Source organism: Streptomyces sp. NPDC090994 (assembly GCF_044768905.1).
Taxonomy (GTDB): Bacteria; Actinomycetota; Actinomycetes; order Streptomycetales; family Streptomycetaceae; genus Streptomyces.
The window spans coordinates 47,578-67,405 of the sequence record NZ_JBIVWS010000025.1; the positions used below are offsets into that span (position 1 = coordinate 47,578).

General features: G+C 72.6%; 21 protein-coding genes. 7 read left to right on the forward strand and 14 right to left on the reverse strand.

All coding sequences use genetic code 11. From position 1 onward, the window contains the following. The first annotated feature begins 58 nt into the window (after positions 1–58). Together ACIQR3_RS32880 and ACIQR3_RS32885 are read left to right on the forward strand one after the other, a co-directional pair. The gene (locus ACIQR3_RS32880) at positions 59–1,249 is read left to right on the forward strand and encodes a hypothetical protein (RefSeq protein ID WP_403544554.1); all 1,191 of its coding nucleotides are present in this window, start codon (positions 59–61) and stop codon (positions 1,247–1,249) included. A gap of 241 nt (positions 1,250–1,490) precedes the next feature. Then, complete coding sequence (locus ACIQR3_RS32885) at positions 1,491–2,495, forward strand: phosphatase PAP2 family protein (RefSeq protein WP_403544485.1); 1,005 nt, start codon at positions 1,491–1,493, stop codon at positions 2,493–2,495. Positions 2,496–2,558: 63 nt separating this feature from the next. Here the strand turns inward: ACIQR3_RS32885 and ACIQR3_RS32890 are convergent, their stop codons facing one another. Further along, positions 2,559–2,774: an I78 family peptidase inhibitor gene (locus ACIQR3_RS32890; protein WP_215169964.1), complete on the reverse strand. Its 216-nt coding sequence runs from the start codon at positions 2,772–2,774 to the stop codon at positions 2,559–2,561. Positions 2,775–3,266: 492 nt separating this feature from the next. On the opposite strand from ACIQR3_RS32890, the gene ctaD reads away from it, so the two are divergent. The 3 genes from ctaD (at position 3,267) to ACIQR3_RS32905 (ending at position 6,562) form a co-directional block, all read left to right on the forward strand. After that, entirely contained in the window at positions 3,267–4,958 is a 1,692-nt protein-coding gene (ctaD, locus tag ACIQR3_RS32895; protein ID WP_403544487.1) for a cytochrome c oxidase subunit I, read from the forward strand. 338 nt (positions 4,959–5,296) lie between these two features. Beyond that, on the forward strand, positions 5,297–6,088 hold the full coding sequence (locus ACIQR3_RS32900) for a hypothetical protein (protein WP_403544489.1): 792 nt from the start codon (positions 5,297–5,299) through the stop codon (positions 6,086–6,088). Between the two features lie 210 nt (positions 6,089–6,298). After that, positions 6,299–6,562: a hypothetical protein gene (locus tag ACIQR3_RS32905; protein ID WP_215169958.1), complete on the forward strand. Its 264-nt coding sequence runs from the start codon at positions 6,299–6,301 to the stop codon at positions 6,560–6,562. A gap of 79 nt (positions 6,563–6,641) precedes the next feature. On the opposite strand, the gene der is transcribed toward ACIQR3_RS32905, so the two are convergent. The 5 genes from der to aroH form a co-directional block, all read right to left on the reverse strand. Further along, positions 6,642–8,120: a ribosome biogenesis GTPase Der gene (gene der, locus ACIQR3_RS32910; protein ID WP_403544491.1), complete on the reverse strand. Its 1,479-nt coding sequence runs from the start codon at positions 8,118–8,120 to the stop codon at positions 6,642–6,644. A gap of 76 nt (positions 8,121–8,196) precedes the next feature. Next, positions 8,197–8,784: a 1-acyl-sn-glycerol-3-phosphate acyltransferase gene (locus tag ACIQR3_RS32915; RefSeq protein WP_251076307.1), complete on the reverse strand. Its 588-nt coding sequence runs from the start codon at positions 8,782–8,784 to the stop codon at positions 8,197–8,199. A gap of 53 nt (positions 8,785–8,837) precedes the next feature. Continuing rightward, the gene (gene cmk / locus ACIQR3_RS32920; RefSeq protein ID WP_403544493.1) at positions 8,838–9,533 is read right to left on the reverse strand and encodes a (d)CMP kinase; all 696 of its coding nucleotides are present in this window, start codon (positions 9,531–9,533) and stop codon (positions 8,838–8,840) included. Between the two features lie 130 nt (positions 9,534–9,663). Continuing rightward, on the reverse strand, positions 9,664–10,749 hold the full coding sequence (locus ACIQR3_RS32925; protein WP_403544495.1) for a prephenate dehydrogenase: 1,086 nt from the start codon (positions 10,747–10,749) through the stop codon (positions 9,664–9,666). Beyond that, positions 10,746–11,108 (reverse strand): chorismate mutase, encoded by a 363-nt coding sequence (aroH, locus tag ACIQR3_RS32930; protein ID WP_403544497.1) that lies wholly within the window; start codon positions 11,106–11,108, stop codon positions 10,746–10,748. Before aroH ends, ACIQR3_RS32925 begins: the two co-directional genes overlap by 4 nt. Positions 11,109–11,343: 235 nt before the next feature. Between aroH and ACIQR3_RS32935 the strand changes: the two genes are divergently transcribed. Continuing rightward, complete coding sequence (locus tag ACIQR3_RS32935) at positions 11,344–11,760, forward strand: Rieske (2Fe-2S) protein (RefSeq protein ID WP_403544499.1); 417 nt, start codon at positions 11,344–11,346, stop codon at positions 11,758–11,760. Positions 11,761–11,782: 22 nt separating this feature from the next. After that, positions 11,783–12,487: a DNA polymerase beta superfamily protein gene (locus ACIQR3_RS32940; protein WP_403544501.1), complete on the forward strand. Its 705-nt coding sequence runs from the start codon at positions 11,783–11,785 to the stop codon at positions 12,485–12,487. A gap of 1 nt (position 12,488) precedes the next feature. Here ACIQR3_RS32940 and ACIQR3_RS32945 read toward each other — a convergent pair whose 3' ends face one another. The 8 genes from ACIQR3_RS32945 to ACIQR3_RS32980 all read right to left on the reverse strand — a co-directional run bounded on the left by ACIQR3_RS32945 (position 12,489) and on the right by ACIQR3_RS32980 (position 19,617). Further along, positions 12,489–13,508 (reverse strand): ADP-ribosylglycohydrolase family protein, encoded by a 1,020-nt coding sequence (locus ACIQR3_RS32945; RefSeq protein WP_403544503.1) that lies wholly within the window; start codon positions 13,506–13,508, stop codon positions 12,489–12,491. Then, positions 13,505–14,290, reverse strand: a complete 786-nt coding sequence (locus ACIQR3_RS32950; protein ID WP_403544505.1) for an NUDIX hydrolase — start codon at positions 14,288–14,290, stop codon at positions 13,505–13,507. The genes ACIQR3_RS32945 and ACIQR3_RS32950 overlap by 4 nt, the downstream gene beginning before the upstream one ends. An 83-nt stretch (positions 14,291–14,373) precedes the next feature. After that, positions 14,374–15,291: a transporter substrate-binding domain-containing protein gene (locus tag ACIQR3_RS32955; RefSeq protein WP_403544507.1), complete on the reverse strand. Its 918-nt coding sequence runs from the start codon at positions 15,289–15,291 to the stop codon at positions 14,374–14,376. A 60-nt stretch (positions 15,292–15,351) separates the two neighbouring features. Continuing rightward, complete coding sequence (locus ACIQR3_RS32960; RefSeq protein WP_403544509.1) at positions 15,352–16,113, reverse strand: hypothetical protein; 762 nt, start codon at positions 16,111–16,113, stop codon at positions 15,352–15,354. Continuing rightward, the gene (locus ACIQR3_RS32965; protein ID WP_403544511.1) at positions 16,110–16,595 is read right to left on the reverse strand and encodes a hypothetical protein; all 486 of its coding nucleotides are present in this window, start codon (positions 16,593–16,595) and stop codon (positions 16,110–16,112) included. The genes ACIQR3_RS32960 and ACIQR3_RS32965 overlap by 4 nt, the downstream gene beginning before the upstream one ends. Before the next feature lie 219 nt (positions 16,596–16,814). Then, positions 16,815–17,933 carry a pseudouridine synthase gene (locus ACIQR3_RS32970; protein ID WP_403544513.1) on the reverse strand — a complete coding sequence of 373 codons (1,119 nt, stop codon included), beginning with the start codon at positions 17,931–17,933 and terminating at the stop codon, positions 16,815–16,817. Beyond that, entirely contained in the window at positions 17,933–18,511 is a 579-nt protein-coding gene (scpB, locus tag ACIQR3_RS32975; RefSeq protein ID WP_403544556.1) for an SMC-Scp complex subunit ScpB, read from the reverse strand. Before scpB ends, ACIQR3_RS32970 begins: the two co-directional genes overlap by 1 nt. 68 nt (positions 18,512–18,579) lie before the next feature. Then, positions 18,580–19,617, reverse strand: a complete 1,038-nt coding sequence (locus tag ACIQR3_RS32980; protein ID WP_403544515.1) for a segregation and condensation protein A — start codon at positions 19,615–19,617, stop codon at positions 18,580–18,582. Positions 19,618–19,828 lie beyond the last annotated feature (211 nt).

Below are 19,828 nucleotides of genomic sequence, written 5' to 3' on the forward strand. Positions count from 1 at the left end.
CCGCCCCTACCGCCCGGCAGGCGGTCCCCGCCCCGCGCCGATAATCGAGCCCGTGACCGTGACCGATCTCAAGACGCGCGCGGCGCCGGGCCGCCCGGGTGCCCTGCGCCGGGCCGCCCCGGCACTCCTCGGCTTCGCGGCCGTCCGCGCCCTGGGCCTCGTCGCCCTGGCCCTGTGGAGCGCCGCGCGCGACAAGAGCGCGTACTCGCTGCTGACCGCCCGCTGGGACTCCCTGTGGTACTCCAGGGTGGCTGCGGGCGGCTACGGCCACGAGGTGCGGCTGCCGAACGGTGACGTCCACTCCGACCTGGCCTTCTTCCCGCTGCTCCCCTGGCTGGAGCGGCTCGGCGCGGCGGTGTCGCCGCTGTCGCACGCGGACGCCGGTTTCATGGTGAGCCTGCTCGCCTCCCTCGCGGCGGCCTGGGGGATCTTCGCGGTCGGTGACCAGGTGTACGGCCGCCGCGCCGGGATCTGCCTGGTGCTGCTGTGGGCGGTGCTGCCGGTCGGGATCGTGCAGTCGATGGCGTACAGCGAGTCGCTGTTCACGGCGCTGGCCGCCTGGTCGCTGTACGCGGTGGGCACCGGCCGGTGGGTGACGGCGGGGGCACTGGCACTGGCGGCCGGGCTGACGCGTCCGGTGGGGCTCGCGGTCGCGGCGGCGGTGTGGGCGGCCGGCGTTGCGGCATTCGTGCGAACCCGTGGCCCGGCCGCCGCGCACGGCGCTCCCGCGTCCGCACGCGCCCCCGGGGAGGGCGCGCGGTGTGCGTTCGGGATGCTGCTCGCACCCCTGGGCGCCGCCGGGTACGTCCTGTGGGTCGGCCACCGCACCGGCGGCGGCCCGTTCGGCTACCTGGACGTCCAGGCGGGCTGGCGCAACGGCTTCGACGGCGGCTGGGCCTTCGCCCGCTTCACCGCCGAGAAGTTCACGTCGTTCCCGTCGGCCCTGGCGGGCGCGGGGCTGGTCCTCGGCGTCGCCCTGGTGGTGTGGCTGTACGTCACCGGCGTACGGCGGCGCCTGCCGCTGCCGCTGCTGGTGTACACGGGGACCGTCACCGCACTGGCCCTGTGCGCCTCGGGCTATTTCGGCTCCAAGCCGCGGCTGCTGCTGCCCGCCTTCCCGCTGCTGCTGCCGCTCGCCGCGGCCCTCGCCCGGACGCGCACCGCCAGGTCGGCCGCGGTGGTGGCCGGGATCGCCGTGGCGTCGGCGCTGTACGGGGCGTTCTGGCTCAACGGCTCCGGCCCGCCGTGACCCACCGCGAACACCCTCGGTGAGCACCGGAAGAATTCCACACCAGCATTCGGTGAACGAATTCATAAGCACGATAAAACCGCCGCCTGGAATGATCAAAAGAAATGAAGGCCACGATCGGCATGGTCCGCCGAATCCAGGGAATTAGGACCGGTTCCTGAGAGGAATCCCACATCACATCGTCATCACAAAGCCGTTGATTCGTCGGAGATGCGAGCTCACTCGCTGTAACGTCGATTGGGTGCGTACCGAACGGAACCTCACCCGTCTGGACCGGGTGTTCGCGAGACTGGACCGGGAGCCGGAACGGCCGGTCCATCTCGACGTGCCGAAGATGAGCCGGCACAGAATCGCGTTGCTCGCCGGATCGCTCGCGTTCTACGTCGCGATCGTGTGGGCCGTGGTGATCACCTCCTGGCTGGTCCGGCTCGACTGGCAGGTCATGTTCTTCCGGCCGTACCAGCAGTGGTCGGAGATCCACGCGTTCGTCGACTACTACGTGGTGCTGGGCCAGCGCGGCCCCACCGCCGTGATGGTCGCCGCCTGGCTCGGCTGGCGCTCCTGGCGGCAGCACACGCTGCGTCCGCTGCTCGCGCTGGGCGTCTCGCTGCTGCTGCTGAACGTGACGGTGGGCGCCGCCAAGTACGGCATGGGGCGGCTCGGACCGCACTACGCGACCACGGTCGGCGCCAACGAGATGTGGGCCGGCGGCGATATATTTCCGAGCGGTCACACCGCCAACGCCGTGGTGACCTGGGGCATCCTGGCCTATCTGGCCTCCACGCCCCGGGCCCGCCGCTGGCTGTCCGCCCTGTCCGCGGTCACCTCGCTGGGCGTCGGGATGTCCACCGTGTACCTCGGTACGCACTGGCTGAGCGATGTGATCCTCGGCTGGGTCGCGGGGCTGCTGATCCTGCTGGCGCTGCCCTGGTTCGAACCGCTGATCGCCCGTGCCGAGTCCCTGATCCTCGGCCTGCGCGACCGCTGGGCGGCCCGGCCCGGGCGGACGGCGCCCGCGGCCCCTCCCGCGGCGCCCACCCCGGCCGCCGCCGACCAGGACGCCCCGGCCCGCGAGCCGGTCGCCACGGCCCGTTCCTCCCGGACGCCGGTCTACCTGGCCCCGGGCCCGCACAGCACCCGTGCGGAGCGCTCCCCGGTCACCCCGGCCGGCAGCCGTCGCCCGCCGCACTCCGACCGCCATCCGCGGGGCACGGCCTCGCCCGCCCGCCCCGTCTCGGGCGGCTGACCGTCCCGGTACGCACACGCAGGCCCCGGTCCTCCTGTGGGAGACCGGGGCCTGCGCCGTTCCTCAGCCCTTCCAGGCCCGCGTGACGCGGCCCTCGCGCACCTCGAAGTTGAGCCGGCCCGCGCGGTACTCCATGGTGATGATCGCGCCGGGCGGCAGGGACCGCACGGACGTCCATCCCCGCTCCCGCGCCCGCTCTTCGGCCGCGTCCTGGCCGAGGCCGAGGTATGCGTCCGGACTGTCCTGGGGTTCGCCCGAAGGTGACGGAATCGGTGCCATGGGGCCACGCTATGCCCTGGTTCCCGGCCGGGGAAGCCCGGATCGGTAACCGGTCCGCGACCCGTCTCCCGTCACACTTCTGTCACAGATCACGCTCTGCGTTTTGGCCGAACTCCGTCACCCGGACGAGCGGTTCCATACGGCCGCCCAGGGCCTGTGCGGAGCTTGTGCGGGGAATTCCCGCGAGTCCGCCCGCGCACCGCCCCGGCTCTTCGAATAACCGCGCGAAAAGGGCCGGACGAAATCCCCTGGGCGCCCTCTCGCATTCCGGCCACGGGCGGCGTTCTCGGCACGCACATGAATCACCGGGCAACCCGGTCCGGACACGGACCGCCACGGGCGGGCACGAGCGGGCACGGTCCGGTGCGGGCACGGAGCGCAGCACCGTCGTACGCCCCCTGTCGGCCGGCGGGCGGCGCGAGCATCATGGCGTGGGCGCGGAGGAGGGACCGGCGGGGCCGTGAGGCGACGACGACGGAGGGACGGCGGTCGATGGGTACGCAGACCTTGGGGGCCACGGCGGAGCCGGTGCGCGCCCGGCGGCGTGGCCGGGTGGTGGTGGACTGGCTGGCCACCACCGACCACAAGAAGATCGGCCACCTCTACCTGATCACGTCGTTCGCGTTCTTCCTGATCGCTGGTGTCATGGCCCTGCTGATGCGGGCCGAGCTGGCCCGGCCGGGGCTCCAGCTCGTCGACAACCAGCAGTTCAACCAGCTCTTCACGATGCACGGCACGATCATGCTGCTGCTGTTCGCGACCCCGAGCTTCGCGGGCTTCGCCAACGAGCTGATGCCGCTCCAGATCGGCGCCCCCGACGTCGCCTTCCCGCGGCTGAACATGCTCTCGTACTGGCTCTTCCTCTTCGGCGGCCTGATCGTGCTCGGTTCGCTGCTGGTGAGCGGCGGCCCGGCCGCCTTCGGCTGGTTCGCCTACGCGCCGCTCAACAGCCAGGCGCACTCCCCCGGCATCGGCGCCGACCTGTGGATCATGGGGCTGGCGCTGTCGGGGTTCGGGACGATCCTCGGTGCGGTCAACTTCCTCACCACCATCATCGGGATGCGCGCCCCGGGCATGACCATGTTCCGGATGCCGATCTTCGTCTGGAACACCCTGTTCACGTCGATCCTGATCCTGCTGGCGTTCCCGGTGCTCGCGGCGGCGCTGCTGGTCCTGGAGGCGGACCGGCGGTTCGGCAGCCAGGTGTTCGCCGCGGACAACGGCGGCGCGCTGCTGTGGCAGCACCTGTTCTGGTTCTTCGGCCATCCCGAGGTGTACATCATCGCGCTGCCGTTCTTCGGGATCATCAGCGAGATCATCCCGGTCTTCGCCCGCAAGCCGCTGTTCGGCTATCTGACGCTGGTGGCCGCGACGATGGCAATCACCGGTCTGTCGGTGGTGGTGTGGGCGCACCACATGTTCGTCACGGGCGCGGTGCTGCTGCCGTTCTTCTCCTTCCTGAGCTTCCTGATCGCGGTGCCGACGGGGGTGAAGTTCTTCAACTGGACCGGCACCATGCTCAAGGGCTCGCTCTCCTTCGAGACGCCGATGCTGTGGGCGACGGGCTTCCTGGTGTCGTTCCTGTTCGGCGGGCTGACCGGAGTGATCCTGGCCTCGCCGCCGCTGGACTTCCACGTCAGCGACACCTACTTCGTCGTCGCCCACTTCCACTACGTCGTCTTCGGCACCGTCGTCTTCGCGACCTTCGCCGGCTTCTCCTTCTGGTGGCCCAAGTTCACCGGGAAGATGCTCGACGAGCGGCTCGGCAAGATCCATTTCTGGACGCTGTTCACCGGCTTCCACCTCACCTTCCTGGTGCAGCACTGGCTGGGCGCCGAGGGCATGCCCCGCCGGTACGCCGACTACCTCGCCGCCGACGGCTTCACCGCGCTGAACACGCTCTCCACCATCGGCGCGTTCCTGCTCGGCGTCTCCACGCTGCCGTTCCTCTACAACGTCTGGAAGACCGCCAAGTACGGCCGGAAGGTCGACGTCGACGACCCCTGGGGCTTCGGCCGCTCCTTGGAGTGGGCGACCTCCTGCCCGCCGCCCCGGCACAACTTCACCGCGCTGCCCCGCATCCGCTCCGAGTCGCCGGCCTTCGACCTGCACCATCCGGCGTACGCGGGGCAGGCCCCGCAGCCCGAGCCGAAGCGGCACCAGGCCGGCTCCGAGCCGTCCTGAACCCCGCCACGCACATCAGTTCGAACACCCCCTCGGGCACCGACATTTTCCGGCACCCGCTTCATTCCCCGATTTCCTGATTTATCGACCAGTCACCGAGGCGACTCGCGACCCCTCTCGCCGCGTCAACTCCCCTGCCCAGCAGAAGAGTTGATGAGGTGTGCCGGATTCCGTCCGGCATATGACAGTGCGCGTCGGACGGTCGATTCCCTGCGCCGCCGGGCGTGACTCCCGCGACAGATCGCCCGTTGTCTTCTGCATGAGCCGGGGACCCACCCGGACCACGGGCCGGGGGTACCCCCGGCTTTGCCACGCATCGCATCCCGAGGGAGCCACCCGTGCCGCGCATGCTCGACGTCAGCGACGAGGTACGCGCCGAGATCGGCGACGAAGAAGCCGACCGCCTGCTCGCCGGAGAGACCGCCCCGGGCAGTTACGACTGCACGTCCTGCCGCACCCCGGGCGACTGCGAGCAGGAGCGCACCAGCACCGTGCTGTTCATCGGGGAGGAGACCGCCGTCCTGGCCTTCGCCCACGCCGGCTGTCTGCCCTCGCAGGTCGTCAAGGTGACCGAGGAGCAGCTCCAGGGGGCCGTGAAGTCCATCAGCGGCGGCGGCCCGCTCGGCGGTGCCCCGGAGCCGGAGAAAGCCGTGCCCGAGCAGGCGGTGCTCGGCGTGACCAGCGGACTGGTCCTGATCGCCGGGGAACTGCACCCGGCCCTGGTCGTGGAGCCGACCGCGCCCGTGGTGCGGCCCGGCACGAACGGTCCCGGCGACGAGTTCCTGCCGCTGCTGATCGAGCAGGGGTTCATGCCGGTCACCGAGCTGGCCACCGTACCGCCCGTGCTGCACGGCTGGTCCGTGCTGCTCGCCGTGGGCCAGCTGCACGCGGTGCTCCAGCCGGGGGCGGACGACGGGCGGCCGGTGGCCTGGTGGCAGGCGCACCAGCCGCTCCAGGTGACCGAGGGCTGGCGCACCGCCGCCAACAAGCACCAGCAGGTCCTGATGTTCGCCGCGCCGGTCGGCTCGATCGGGCGCCAGCCGCGCGAGGACCTGCTGCGGGACGCGTTGGACAAGGCCGCGGCGGGCGGACGGCTGGTCGCGGCGGCGTTGCCGCTGGCCGGCACCTGAGCGCACCCCCGCACCCCCGCCCCCCCCCTCGCACCCTCCGCACCGGCCCCTCACGTCCCCACGCCCTCACGTCCCCACGTCCTCGCGCCCACCCGCCCTCGCCCCCAGCACGCCCGGCCGTCACACCACCGCCCCGCCCGCCACGGCCCCGCGCCCCGAAGACGCACTGCTCAGCCGCATCTCTTCGGCCGCGGGGTCGTTTGCACGAATGTGCACACATACGACGCCTTCCACCGCCAAGGCGGCCCCTCGGCCACGCCGATCTACGACGCGCTCTACGCCGAGTACGTCAGGTCCTTCCGCGCGCTGCCGGGTGACCGCAGCGGCGAGGAGCATCTGGGGTTCGTCTCCTTCCGGTACATCCAGCGGGGCAGGGGCTCGTACAGCGCCTACAGCGCGGGGGCCCACAGCGCCCGGTTCGGTATGCACCACGTCCCGGCCGCCTTGCCGCCGGCCCCGCGCAGAGGCGTCTGACGGCGGGCAGTGTGAAGGGGGCTGACCCGGTGACCGGGTCAGCCCCCTTCACACTGCCGTCGCGGTCATCCCACCGCGCCTACTTCTTCTTCGCGCCGCGCTTCTCGCGCACCCGCACCGAGATATGGATCGGCGTCCCCTCGAAGCTGAACTCCTCGCGCAGCCGGCGCTCGATGAACCGGCGGTAGCCCGCCTCGATGAACCCGGACGCGAACAGCACGAACCGCGGCGGCTTGGTGCCCGCCTGCGTGCCGAACAGGATGCGCGGCTGCTTGCCGCCCCGCACCGGGTGCGGGTGGGCGGCGACCAGCTCGCCCAGGAAGGCGTTCAGCCGGCCGGTCGGCACCCGGGTCTCCCAGCCCGCCAGGGCCGTTTCGATCGCGGGGACCAGCTTCTCCATGTGCCGTCCGGTGCGCGCCGAGACGTTGACCCGCGGGGCCCAGGCGACCTGGCCCAGCTCGGTCTCGATCTCCCGCTCCAGGTAGTAGCGGCGCTCCTCGTCGAGGGTGTCCCACTTGTTGAAGGCGAGGACGACCGCGCGGCCCGCCTCCACGGCCATGGTGACGATCCGCTGGTCCTGCACCGAGATGTTCTCGGACGCGTCCAGCAGGATGACGGCGACCTCCGCCTTCTCCACGGCGGCGGCGGTGCGCAGCGAGGCGTAGTAGTCGGCGCCCTGCTGGAGGTGGACCCGCTTGCGGATACCGGCGGTGTCGACGAACTTCCAGGTCACGCCGCCCAGTTCGATCAGCTCGTCGACCGGGTCGCGGGTGGTGCCGGCCAGCTCGTTGACGACGACGCGCTCCTCGCCCGCCACCTTGTTCAGCAGCGAGGACTTGCCGACGTTCGGGCGGCCGATCAGGGCGATGCGGCGCGGGCCGCCGACCGCCGTGCCGAAGGTCTGCTCCGGGGCCTCGGGCAGCGCCTCCAGGACCTTGTCCAGCATGTCGCCGGTGCCCCGGCCGTGCAGCGCGGAGACCGGGTGCGGCTCGCCGAGGCCCAGCGACCACAGGTAGGACGCGTCGGCCTCGCCGCTCGGGCCGTCGACCTTGTTGGCGCACAGCACGACCGGCTTGCCGGCCTTGCGCAGCAGCCGTACGACCGCCTCGTCGGTGTCGGTGGCGCCGACCTTGGCGTCCACCACGAAGACGACCGCGTCGGCGGCCTCGATGGCGTACTCGGCCTGCGCGGCGACGGAGGCGTCGATGCCGAGGACGTCCTGCTCCCAGCCGCCGGTGTCGACGACCTTGAAGCGGCGGCCGGCCCATTCGGCCTCGTAGGTGACGCGGTCGCGGGTGACGCCGGGCTTGTCCTCGACGACCGCCTCGCGGCGGCCGATGATCCGGTTGACCAGGGTCGACTTGCCGACATTGGGGCGGCCGACGACGGCGAGGACAGGCAGCGGGCCGTGCCCGGCCGCCTCGATCGCGCCCTCGACGTCCTCGATGTCGAAGCCCTCTTCCGCGGCGAGCTCCATGAACCGCTCGTACTCGGCGTCGCCAAGCGCCCCGTGGTCGTGCTCCTCGCCCGAGCCCTCGGAGTGGATGTCGTCGTTCATGAAGTCCGTACCTCGTTCATCGTGGTGATCGGTGGCCACCCTGTCTGTCCCGGGTGATCCACTACTCAAGTGTTGCCTAGCGCCCGGTGAGGCGCCTGGCGTTTTCCAGGTGCGCGGTGAGCTGCTTCTGGATGCGCTCGGTGGCCTCGTCCAGCGCCTTGCGGGTGCGCCGCCCGCTGCCGTCGCCCGCCTCGAAGGGGTCGCCGAAGACGACGTCCACGCGGGAGCGCAGCGGGGGCAGCGCCTTTATCAACCGTCCGGGCCGGTCGGAACTTCCCAGCACGGCCACCGGCACGATCGGCGCCCCGCCGCGGACCGCGAAGTACGCGAGCCCGGCGCGCAGCGCGGCGAAGTCGCCCTCGCCCCGGGTGCCCTCCGGGAAGATCCCGAGGGCGCCGCCGGCCGCCAGCACGTCCAGCGCCCGGGTGATCGCCGTGCGGTCGGCGCCGGAGCGGTCCACCTTCAGCTGGCCGATGCCGGTCAGGAAGGGGTCCAGCGGGCCGACGAACGCTTCCTTCTTGATCAGGAAGTGCGTCGGCCGCGGGGCCACGCCCATGACCATCGGGCCGTCTATGTTGTGCGCGTGGTTGACGGCGAAGATCACGGGGCCGGCGGCGGGCACCTTCCAGGCGCCGAGCACCCGCGGCCGGAACAGCCCGTACATCAGACCGACGCCGATGCGCCGCCCGACCTCGGCACCCCGCTCGGAGGGCTCTGTCACTTGGCCGCCCGCTTCTCCTCGACGAGGGTGACGACACACTCGATGACCTGCTGGAGGGTGAGGTCGGTGGTGTCGACCTCCACGGCGTCGTCGGCCTTGGCGAGCGGCGACGTCTTCCGGCCGGCGTCGGCCGCGTCCCGCTTGATCAGCGCCTCCCGGGTCGCCTTGACGTCGGCGTCCTTCAGCTCGCCGCTGCGGCGGGCGGCACGGGCCTCGGCGGAGGCGGTGAGGAAGATCTTGAGGTCGGCGTCCGGCAGCACGGTGGTGCCGATGTCCCGGCCCTCGACCACGATGCCGGTCACCGCGGCGCCGGCGATCGCCCGCTGCAGCTCGGTGATCCGGGTCCGGACCTCCGGGACCGCGCTGACCGCGCTGACCTTGGAGGTGACCTCCTGGCCGCGGATCGGGCCGGCCACGTCCACGCCGTCGACGGTGATGGTGGGGTTCCCCGGGTCGGTGCCGGAGAGGATCTCGGGCTTCTCGGCGGCCGCCGCGACGGCCCGCGGGTCGTCGGTGTCGATGCCGTTGGTCACCATCCACCAGGTGATCGCCCGGTACTGGGCGCCGGTGTCCAGGTAGCTGAGGCCGAGCTGCGCGGCGACGGCCTTCGACGTGCTCGACTTGCCCGTGCCGGAGGGGCCGTCGATGGCGACAATCACGGCCGGGGCGGTCGGGGCGGCGCCGTTTTCCACGAGGGGACACCTTCCTGGTGCGGTGGGGTGGGGGTGACGGGGGTCACGGGGGGGCACGCGCGCCCCCCCGCACCAGGTTACTGGCTTGCCACCGCGCCTCCGACCGGCCTCCTCGGGGCCCGGCCGGCGGTCACTGCCGGATCGCCCAGCCCCGCTCCCGCAGCGCGGCCGTCAGCCCGGCGGCCGCCTTCGGCTCCACCATGAGCTGCACCAGGCCGGCCTGCTGCCCGGTGGCGTGCTCGATCCGTACGTCCTCGATGTTGACGCCCGCCTGTCCCGCGTCCGCGAAGATGCGGGCGAGCTGGCCCGGCTGGTCGTCGATGTGGACGGCGACGGTCTCGTAGACCCGGGGGGCGCTGCCGTGCTTGCCGGGGACCCGGACCTGCCCCGCGTTGCCCCGGCGCAGCATCTCCTCGACTCCGGCGGCGCCCTCGCGGCGCTTGTCCTCGTCGGCGGACTGCAGCGCGCGCAGCGCCCGTACCGTCTTCTCCAGGTCGCCGGCGACGTCGCCGAGCAGGTCGGCGACCGGGCCGGGGTTGGCGGAGAGGATGTCGATCCACATCGCCGGGTCGGAGGCGGCGATCCGGGTCACGTCGCGGATGCCCTGCCCGCACAGCCGTACGGCGGCCTCGTCGGCGTGCTCCAGGCGGGCGGCGACCAGGCCGGAGACCAGGTGGGGCATGTGGGAGACGAGGGCGACGGCGCGGTCGTGGGCGTCGGCGTCCATCACCACGGGCACGGCGCCGCAGAACGAGACCAGCTCCAGGGCGAGGTTCAGCACCTCGGTGTCGGTGTCCCGGGTGGGGGTGAGCACCCAGGGGCGGCCCTCGAAGAGGTCGGCGGTGGCGGCCAGCGGGCCGGACTTCTCCCGGCCGGACATGGGGTGCGTGCCGAGGTAGGACGTGAGGTCCAGGCCGAGCGCCTCCAGTTCGCGGCGCGGGCCGCCCTTGACGCTGGCCACGTCGACGCAGCCGCGCGCCCGGCCCCGCCGCAGCACGTCGGCGAGCACCCCGGCCACGTGGGCGGGCGGGGCGGCGACGATCGCGAGGTCGACCGGCCCGTCCGGGGCCTCGTCGGTGCCGGCGCCGAGCGCCGCGGCGGTACGGGCCTGCTGGGGGTCGTGGTCGGCGAGGTGGACGGTGACGCCCCGCCGGGTCAGGGCGAGGGCGGCGGAGGTGCCGATCAGGCCGGTGCCGATGACGAGTGCGGATCTCACTGGGCGATGTCCTTGCGCAGGGCCGCCGCGGCACCGAGGTAGACGTGCGCGATCTCGGCGCGCGGCCGGTCGGACTCGATGTGCGCGAGGATACGGACGACACGGGGCATGGCGCCCGCTATGTCCAGCTCCTGGGCGCAGATCAGCGGTACGTCGGTGATGCCGAGCTTGCGGGCCGCGGCGGCCGGGAAGTCGCTGTGCAGGTCGGGGGTGGCCGTGAACCAGATGCTGATCAGGTCGTCCCCGGTCAGACCGTTGCGCTCCAGCACGGCGGTGAGCAGCGCGGAGACCTGCTCGTCCATGTGACCGGCCTCGTCCCGCTCCAGTTGGACGGCGCCCCGGACCGCTCGTACCGCCACGGCATTGCTCCTCGCTGATCGACGTATCACTGATCCACGTACCGACTCTGATCCGTCCAGCGTAGTCAGCGCGTGCGGAACGGGAGTGCGCGCCCGGCCACTGAGACGGCGGCGCCCCGCGCACGACCGGGGCGCGTTTTGCCGTACTCATCCTGCTTGCTTCCCCTTCGCCCGCTTCGGTGCCATGCTCGTCCCCTCCCCCTCTCCCCTCCCCCCCTTTTCTCGGAGTGACGACATGACCCACAGCGCGACGCGCCGCACGGTTCTCCTCACGACGGTCGCGACGGGCGCGACGGCGTTCACCACGGCGGCCTGCGGCGGCGGGGACGACGACGGCGGCTCGTCGTCCGCGAGCCAGTCCCCGGCGGCGGACCTGGCGCGGACCGGCGACATCCCGGTCGGCGGCGGCAAGGTCTTCAAGGAGCGGAAGGTGGTGGTGACCCAGCCGGAGGAGGGCGACTTCAAGGCGTTCTCCGCGGTCTGCACCCACCAGGGCTGTGTGGTGGCGGACGTGTCCGGCGGCACCATCAACTGCGCCTGCCACAACAGCAAGTTCGCCCTCACCGACGGCGCGGTGCGGCAGGGTCCGGCCACCGAGCCGCTGCCCGCGCAGCAGATCACGGTGGAGGGAAATTCCGTCCGCCTGACGTGATCGCCCGCGTACGCTCCCGGGCATGACTCCTGCTGGCCCGGACGCCGAGACCCTGGTGCGCGAGCACACCGTCTACGCCTGTGTGACGGGGTCGCGCGCCTTCGGTCTGGCCACGGCGGACAGCGACACCGACCGCCGGGGCGTGTTCCTCGCCCCCACGCCGCTGTTCTGGCGCTTCACCAAGCCGCCGACGCACGTCGAGGGACCGGCCGAGGAGCAGTTCAGCTGGGAGCTGGAACGCTTCTGCGAATTGGCCCTGCGCGCCAACCCCACCGTCCTGGAGTGCCTGCACTCCCCGCTGGTGGAGCACACCGACCCCACCGGCCGCGAACTGCTCGCCCTGCGCGGCGCGTTCCTCTCCCTGCGCGCGTACGAGTCGTTCACCCGCTATGCCCTCGGCCGGCGCCGCAAGCTGGACGCCGACGTCCGCGCGCACGGCGCCCCGCGCTGGAAGCACGCGATGCATCTGCTGCGCCTGCTGGCGAGCGCCCGGGACCTGCTGCGCACCGGCGTCCTCACCGTGGAGGTCGGCGACGCCCGGGAGACCCTGCTCGCCGTGAAGCGCGGTGAGGTGCCCTGGCCGGAGGTCGAGGCGCGGATGGTCCGGCTGGCCGGGGAGTGCGAGCAGGCCGCGGCCCGCACCCCGCTCCCCGCCGAACCGGACCGGCGCCGGGTCGAGGACTTCCTGGTCCGCGCCCGCCGCGCCTCGGCCCTGCGGCCGGAGTGACTCAGGCGTCCCAGAGCGCCCCGAACGCCACCAGGTCGGACCGGTACTCGATCCGATCGGCCCACTCCTGCGGCCAGGCCCCGGCGCCCAGATGGGCCCCGGCGAAGGCGCCCGCGAGGCAGGCGATCGAGTCGGAGTCGCCGGAGGTGCAGGCGGCGCGGCGCAGGGCCGTCAGCGGGTCCCCGGGGAAGAGCAGGAAGCACAGCAGCCCGGTGGCGAGGGCCTCCTCCGCGATCCAGCCGGCGCCGGTGGCCAGGCACGGGTCGGTCTCCGGGGAGACGGTCCGCACGGCGCCGCGCAGCCGGTCGAGGACGGCCAGGCACTCGTCCCAGCCCCGCGCGATGAACTCCTGCGGCCCGGCGTCATGGGCCCGGGTCCACAGGTCCCCGAGCCAGCGCTCGTGGTACCGGGTGCGCTGGTGCAGGGCGTACGACCGCAGCAGCCCGACCAGTCCGGTCGGCTCGGCGCCCGTGGCGAGCAGCCGTACGGCGTGCGCGGTGAGGTCGGAGGCGGCGAGCGCGGTGGGGTGCCCGTGGGTGAGCGCGGCCTGCAACTGGGCGGCGCCCGCGCGCTGTTCGTCGCTCAGCCCGGGGAGGAGCCCGAGCGGGGCGACGCGCATGTCGGCGCCACAGCCCTTGGAATGGATCTGACTCGCGTCCTGCCAGCGCCGCCCGCGGTCCTCCAGCAGCTCGCAGGCGCGTAGGCAGGTGGTGCCCGGGGCGCGGTTGTTCTCCGGCGACCGGTTCCAGGCGATGAACTCCTCGCGGACGGCCTCGGCCATCCCCTCGGGCTCCAGCACCCCCCGGTCCGTCGCCGTGCGCAGACCGCGGGCCAGCGCCAGTGTCATCTGGGTGTCGTCGGTGACGTACGCGGGTGTGGGCAGCGCCATCTCCCGCCAGGGGCCGCACTTGGCGAGGATCGCCGGCACGTCGCTGAACTCCGTCGGGAAGCCGAGGGCGTCCCCGAGGGCGAGTCCGGTGAGCGCGCCGGTGGCGGCGCGCTCGGTGAGGGTGGTGGTCATGCGGGGCGTCCTTCCCGGGACGGTCGGAGCAGGGGCGGATGGAGGGCGCCGGCCGGGCCCGCGCGGTACAGGGCGGCCGGTTTGCCCCGGCCGCCGGTGAGCCGCGCGGCGCCGGGGACCGGTTCCACGAAGCCGGGGGTGGCGAGGACCTTGCGGCGGAAGTTGGGGCGGTCCAGGGCCGTGCCCCACACCGTCTCGTAGACCCGCTGGAGTTCCCCGAGGGTGAACTCGGGCGGGCAGAAGGCGGTGGCCAGGCAGGTGTACTCCAGCTTGGCGCCGACCCGTTCGCGGGCGTCGGCCAGGATGCGGTCGTGGTCGAAGGCGAGGTGGCGGGCCGCGTCGTACGGCACCCAGCGGGCCTCGGCCGCGTCGCCGCCGCCGTGCGGGTCGGGAGGGTCGGGCAGCAGACAGGCGAAGGCGACGGAGACGACCCGCATCCGGGGGTCGCGGCCGGGTTCGCTGTAGGTCCGCAGCTGCTCCAGGTGGAGTCCGGTCACGTCCGTGAGGCCGGTCTCCTCGGCCAGTTCGCGCCGGGCCGCCGTCTCCGCCGACTCGTCGGGCAGCAGGAAGCCGCCGGGCAGCGCCCAGCGGCCGGCGTACGGCTCCTGGCCCCGCTCGACGAGCAGCACGTGCAGCGCGTCCGCGCGGAGCGTGAGGACGGCGAGGTCGACGGTGACGGCGAAGGGCTCGTAGGCGTGCTTGTCGTAGGCGTGCTTGTCGTAGGCGTGTTTGTCGTGGGCGTGTTTGTCGTAGGCGCCCGCGGGACCGCTGGATCCGTCCATGACTCGACCACCCCCCTTTAATAGTCACCACGACTATAAAGAGGGGTGCGGTCTCGCACAAGCCCTCGGCCGGGCCCGCCGGCTCAGACCTTGGGCTTGTCCACGCAGGAGTGCGCGTCGATGAGTTCGTCCTCCGGCTTGTGCGTACTGATCCAGTCCGGCTGGTCCTGCACCAGCAGCGGCAGCGCCTCGCGGAAGTTGCCCTGCCACTCGCGGCCGCCGACATAGCCCTTGAGCCACTCGGCGAGCGCCAGGCAGTCGTCGCGGTGTCCCTTGGCGAGGCCGATCCCGTAGTGCTGCGGAGCGCCGACGGTCAGGCCGGGCACCACGTGCAGCCCGCCCTTCCCGGTCTCCTGCTGGGCGAAGCCGTACAGCAGCACCTGGTCCGTGGAGACCGCGTCGACCTGGTCGTCGCGCAGCTTCTCCACGCACTCGGCGGCGTCCGTGCCGCCCACCGAGACGATGTCCTTCAGTTCGGCCAGCGCCACCCTGGAGGTGGTGCCGTCCCAGGTGCAGACGCGTTTGCCCTTGAGATCGTCATGGGTGCGGATGCCGGAGTCCTCGTGGACCAGGAAGCCCTGGACGGTGGTGAGGTAGGGGCCCACGAAGTCGATCTCCTCCATCCGGTCCGGCGTGACGGAGAACGAGGCGATGATCAGGTCCGCGTCGCCCGACTGGAGCTTGGTGATGCGGGCGGCGGAGGGCACGTCGGCGTTCCGGGTGACCTGGACGCCCACCTCGTCCTCCAGCCACTTCTCCAGGTCGAGGAAGAGCGCGTTGTCGAAGCCGGAGTAGGTGTAGTTCTCCAGCAGCGACATGCCGGGCAGGTCCTTGTGCATGCCCACGTCGACCTCGCGCACGCCCAGGAACGTCCCGTCGTGCTGGTCCGACGAGCAGGCCGTCGTCACGAGTGCCGCGCACGCGAGCACCGCCGCCCAGCCCCGTGCCCGGCGTCCGGCGCGCGCCCGCCCCGCTCTCCGCCCGGCCGCTGTCCGTCTCACGTGTCCTCACGTCCCCTCGTCGTGGAGCTGTTCCGGTCGGTCGTGGAGCGCTGTTCCGGCTCAGTCGTGCAGAGCGGCCTCGGCGACGGAGGCGTGGATGCGGCACCCCCGGTCGGAGTGGAGCACCAGGTCCACCTCGATCTCGCCCTGGACGCCGCCCAGCGGCAGCGAGAACGTCTCCCCGCCGCGTACGTCCTCGACCCGGTGGGCCGAACTGCCCGCGAGCTTCGCGTCGTACGTGGTGGCCGGGACGCAGGACTGCGCCCCCGGCACGGCGTCGGTGAGTTCCAGGGCGAGCCGCAGGTGGCTGCGGCGCGGTTCGTTCTCCACCGTGACGGTCAGCCGCCGGCCGTCCGCCGCGGACGTCCCGCCGGTGATCCGGACCAGGCCCGTCACGTCCACCTCGCCGTGGCCGGCGTAGTGGTCCATGCCGAAGACGCCGAGGGACGCGAGCAGGACCGCGCCGAGGGTCACCAGCGGCTGGAGCCGGCTCCACCGCTCCTTGTTGCGGCGGGCCACCGCGCGGACCAGCCCGGCCACCCGGCACAGGGACAGGCAGAAGGCGGCCGCCATCAGGGCGTACACCCAGCCGAGCTGACGGACCGGGGCGTCGGGGGCCAGGGACAGGGCGACGGCCTCCAGCAGGAACACCAGGAAGAACTGCGGCCAGTCGGTCCAGCGCTGGACCTTGTCCGCGCCGACCTTCCACTCGGGTGCGCCCAGCATCAGCGCGATGACCTGATTGGCGCTGCCGATGCCGACGGAACCGGTGCCCGAGGCGTCGGCACGGCCGTGCACGGAGTCGTGCTCTCTCCCGCTCACCGCCGGTCCTCCCGGGGCTCCTCTCCGGGCTCGTCCCGTGGGTCGTCCGGGCGGTCCCTGATGTTCAGGCCGCCCATGTTCTCCACGTACCCGATGCCGAAGGCGCCGCGGCCCGACACGTGTGCGGTGGCGTGGATGTGCCGGGACGGCCGCACTGCCCTGGCCTCGTCCTCGATCAGGGCGCGCAGGTCCGCGGGCCGGTCGGCGAGCTTGGCGTCCAGCCAGGTGCCGACGGCCCGGTCCAGGGCCAGCCGGTCGGCGTCGGACAGGTTCCTGATCTGTTCCACGGCCGCGTCGGCCGCGGGGTCGGCCGGCTCGCCGGAGCGGCGCTCCAGCAGCCGGCCCACGAGGGCCCGTCCCCGCTGCACGACACTGTCCGCCGCCTGGTTCTGAGCGGACTGGACGACGGCGCCGGCGAACCCGGCGGCGGCGGTGGTGATCACGGGCGCGATGGTCTGTGCGGCGGTCAGCAACTCCGACATAGGACTCCCCCGGTCCTCGATGCAACCGTGCCGTCCGGCCGAACCGGATCAGGGGCTCACCGTGCTCGAACGCCTGACCGTCTCGACAGGTCCAGACTACCGGCTGACTACGCCGCGTGGGGGACCGGTTATCTTACGGTGACTCCAGTGGCACACGACCGTCACCGCCGCCGCACCGGACCCGGCCGGCCCGGCCGGGTCCTGCCGTCCGGATCGGGCCTAGAGGTCGACCTCCTGCATCAGCATGCCGACCTCGGTGTTCGACAGCCGCCGCAGCCAGCCCGACTTCTGGTCGCCCAGGGTGATCGGCCCGAACGCGACCCGCACCAGCTTGTCGACCGGGAACCCGGCCTCGGCGAGCATCCGCCGCACGATGTGCTTGCGGCCCTCGTGCAGGGTGACCTCGACGAGGTAGTTCTTGCCGGTCTGCTCGACGACCCGGAAGTGGTCCGCGCGCGCGTACCCGTCCTCCAGCTGGATGCCGTCCTTCAGCTGCTTGCCGAGGTCGCGCGGGATCGGGCCGACGATGTGCGCGAGGTAGGTCTTCTTCACGCCGTACTTGGGATGGGTCAGCCGGTGCGCCAGCTCGCCGTGGTTGGTGAGCAGGATCACGCCCTCGGTCTCGGTGTCGAGACGCCCCACGTGGAACAGCCGGGTCTCGCGGTTGGTGACGTAGTCCCCGAGGCACTGCCGGCCCTCCGGGTCCTCCATCGTCGAGACGACACCGGCGGGCTTGTTCAGCGAGAAGAACTGGTACGACTGGGTCGCCACGGTCAGGCCGTCGACCTTGACCTCGTCCTTCTCCGGGTCGACGCGCTTGCCCTGCTCCAGGACGATCTCGCCGTTGACCTCGACCCGGGCCTGCTCGATCAGCTCCTCGCAGGAGCGCCGGGAGCCGTAGCCCGCGCGGGCGAGGACCTTCTGCAGCCGCTCGCCCTCCTGCTCGGCACCCGGGAAGGTCTTGGGCAGCTTGACGTCCTTCTTGCCCGCGTAGCGCTCGCGGTTGCGCTCCTCGGCCCGCGCCTCGTACTCGCGGGAGGTCGCCGGGACGCTGCGTCCGCGCTGCTGGGGCTTCTTCGGACCGCCCTTGGCGCCGCCGCGGGCCGCGGGGCCGCGGCCCGACTTCGGACCGTCCTGGGTGGCGCCGGGGCCCACGTCGTAGCGCCGCTCCTCCGGGCGCGGCTTCTTCGGACGGCCGCTGCCCTGCTTGTCGTCACGGTTGTTGCCGGCGCCGCGGTAGTTACCGCGTCCGCCGCCGCTCCCGCCGCGGCCGCCGCTCGTGCCACCACGGCTCCCGCCGTTGTTTCCGCTGCTGTTCCTGCCGCTGCTGCTTCGCATCACATGTCCGTCTGGTCGTCTGCGTCATCGGGACCCGGCGCATCGGGTGCGTCCGGATCGAACGACGGAACCCCTTCCAGCGTCTCGGCCTCGATCGCCTCCGCCTCGGGGAGGAAGGGCGCCAGCTCCGGCAGCTCGTCCAGGCCGCGCAGGCCCATCCGCTCCAGGAAGTAGTCCGTCGTCACGTACAGGATCGCACCTGTTTCGGGTTCCGTGCCCGCCTCCTCGACCAGGCCCCGCTGGAGGAGGGTGCGCATCACGCCGTCGCAGTTCACGCCGCGCACGGCGGAGACCCGGCTGCGGCTGACCGGCTGGCGGTAGGCGACCACCGCGAGGGTCTCCAGCGCGGCCTGGGTCAGCCGGGCCTGCTGGCCGTCCAGGACGAAGCCCTCCACAGCGGCGGCGTACTCGGGCCGGGTGTAGAAGCGCCAGCCGCCGGCGATCAGCCGCAGCTCGAATCCGCGCCCCTGCGCGGTGTACTCGTCGGCCAGCTCGCGCAGGGCGTCCGCGATCCGGCGCCGCGGCCGCCCCAGTATCTTCGCCAGGTGCTCCTCGGTCGCGGGCTCGTCGACGACCATCAGGACCGCCTCCAGAGCGGGCTTGAGGTCGAGGTCCGCGACGGACGGCGCCGCGCCGGCTTCGTCACTCACGTGCTCTTCTCCTCCTCCGGCTGCTCGGGCGGCCGGTCGAACTCGTCGGTCACCGCCCCTTCGGCGGCCCCCTCCCCGCCGGTCCAGCGCACCAGCAGTTCACCGAGGGCGGTCTCCTGGTCGAGGGCGACGGCCTTCTCCCGGTACAGCTCCAGCAGGGCCAGGAAACGGGCCACGACGGTCAGGGTGTCGTCGGTGTCCGCGGTCAGCGTCCGGAAACTGGCCTCGCCCAGCTCCTTCAGCCGGGCGACGACGATCCCGGCCTGCTCCCGCACGCTGACCAGCGGCGCGTGGATGTGCTCGACGTACACCTGCGGCTTGGGCTTGGGCTGCATCGCCTTGACCGCCAGCTTGGCGAACCCCTCGGCGCCGATGCTGATGACGACGTCCGGCAGCAGTTCGGCGTGGTGCGGCTCCAGTCCCACGGTACGGGGACAGCGGCGGGCCTCGTCGTCCAGCCGCCCGCTGAAGATGTCGGCGATCCGCTTGTACGCGCGGTACTGGAGGAGGCGGGCGAAGAGCAGGTCGCGGGCCTCCAGGAGCGCCAGGTCGGCCTCGTCCTCGACCTCCGCGGCGGGCAGCAGCCGGGCCGCCTTCAGGTCGAGCAGGGTGGCGGCGACGACGAGGAACTCGGTGGTCCGGTCCAGGTCCCCGTCGGGCCCCAGCGCCCTGATGTGCGCCATGAACTCGTCGGTCACCTTGGACAGGGCGACCTCGGTGACGTCCATCTTGTGCTTGGAGATCAGCTGGAGCAGCAGGTCGAAGGGGCCTTCGAAGTTGGCGAGCCGGACCTTGAAGACCCGGTCGCCGGCGTCCCCGTCGCCGTCGGCCGCGGCGCCGCTCTCGGTGGCGGCCGGGGCCCCCGGGCCGGTGCCGGGCGCGGTCTCGGGCCGGGCGCGCGGGGCGCGGGGCGCGGCCTCGGGGGCCGTGGCCGGCCGGGCCCGGCCGTGGTCCGCCGGTCCGGCTTCCGGCGCGCGGGTCACGGCGTCCGGGGAACCCGGACCGGCCACCGCCTCATCCGGCTCGGCGCCCACTCCACGGGGCTCCGCCGCCGTCCCGGACGGCCGTGTGCCCGCCTCCGAGACCTGTGTGTCCGTCCCGGAGGGCCGGGCGGGCGTCCCGGAGGGCTCCGCCTCCGGTCCGGCGGAGGCGGCGTCGGTCGCGGGCGGTACGACGTCGGTTGCGGGCGGGACGGCGTCCGTCGCAGGCGGTACGGCGTCCGGTCCGGGATCGGAACTCGAAGCG

What these genes read in the sequence shown, in the direction of transcription:
- ACIQR3_RS32890 (WP_215169964.1), bottom strand. Translation starts at nt 2,774, where the DNA reads ATGGCACCGATTCCGTCACCTTCGGGCGAACCCCAGGACAGTCCGGAC.
- ctaD (WP_403544487.1), top strand. Translation starts at nt 3,267, where the DNA reads ATGGGTACGCAGACCTTGGGGGCCACGGCGGAGCCGGTGCGCGCCCGG.
- der (WP_403544491.1), bottom strand. Translation starts at nt 8,120, where the DNA reads ATGAACGACGACATCCACTCCGAGGGCTCGGGCGAGGAGCACGACCAC.
- ACIQR3_RS32915 (WP_251076307.1), bottom strand. Translation starts at nt 8,784, where the DNA reads ATGTACGGGCTGTTCCGGCCGCGGGTGCTCGGCGCCTGGAAGGTGCCC.
- ACIQR3_RS32935 (WP_403544499.1), top strand. Translation starts at nt 11,344, where the DNA reads ATGACCCACAGCGCGACGCGCCGCACGGTTCTCCTCACGACGGTCGCG.
- ACIQR3_RS32940 (WP_403544501.1), top strand. Translation starts at nt 11,783, where the DNA reads ATGACTCCTGCTGGCCCGGACGCCGAGACCCTGGTGCGCGAGCACACC.
- ACIQR3_RS32945 (WP_403544503.1), bottom strand. Translation starts at nt 13,508, where the DNA reads ATGACCACCACCCTCACCGAGCGCGCCGCCACCGGCGCGCTCACCGGA.
- ACIQR3_RS32950 (WP_403544505.1), bottom strand. Translation starts at nt 14,290, where the DNA reads ATGGACGGATCCAGCGGTCCCGCGGGCGCCTACGACAAACACGCCCAC.
- ACIQR3_RS32965 (WP_403544511.1), bottom strand. Translation starts at nt 16,595, where the DNA reads ATGTCGGAGTTGCTGACCGCCGCACAGACCATCGCGCCCGTGATCACC.
- ACIQR3_RS32970 (WP_403544513.1), bottom strand. Translation starts at nt 17,933, where the DNA reads ATGCGAAGCAGCAGCGGCAGGAACAGCAGCGGAAACAACGGCGGGAGC.
- scpB (WP_403544556.1), bottom strand. Translation starts at nt 18,511, where the DNA reads ATGGTCGTCGACGAGCCCGCGACCGAGGAGCACCTGGCGAAGATACTG.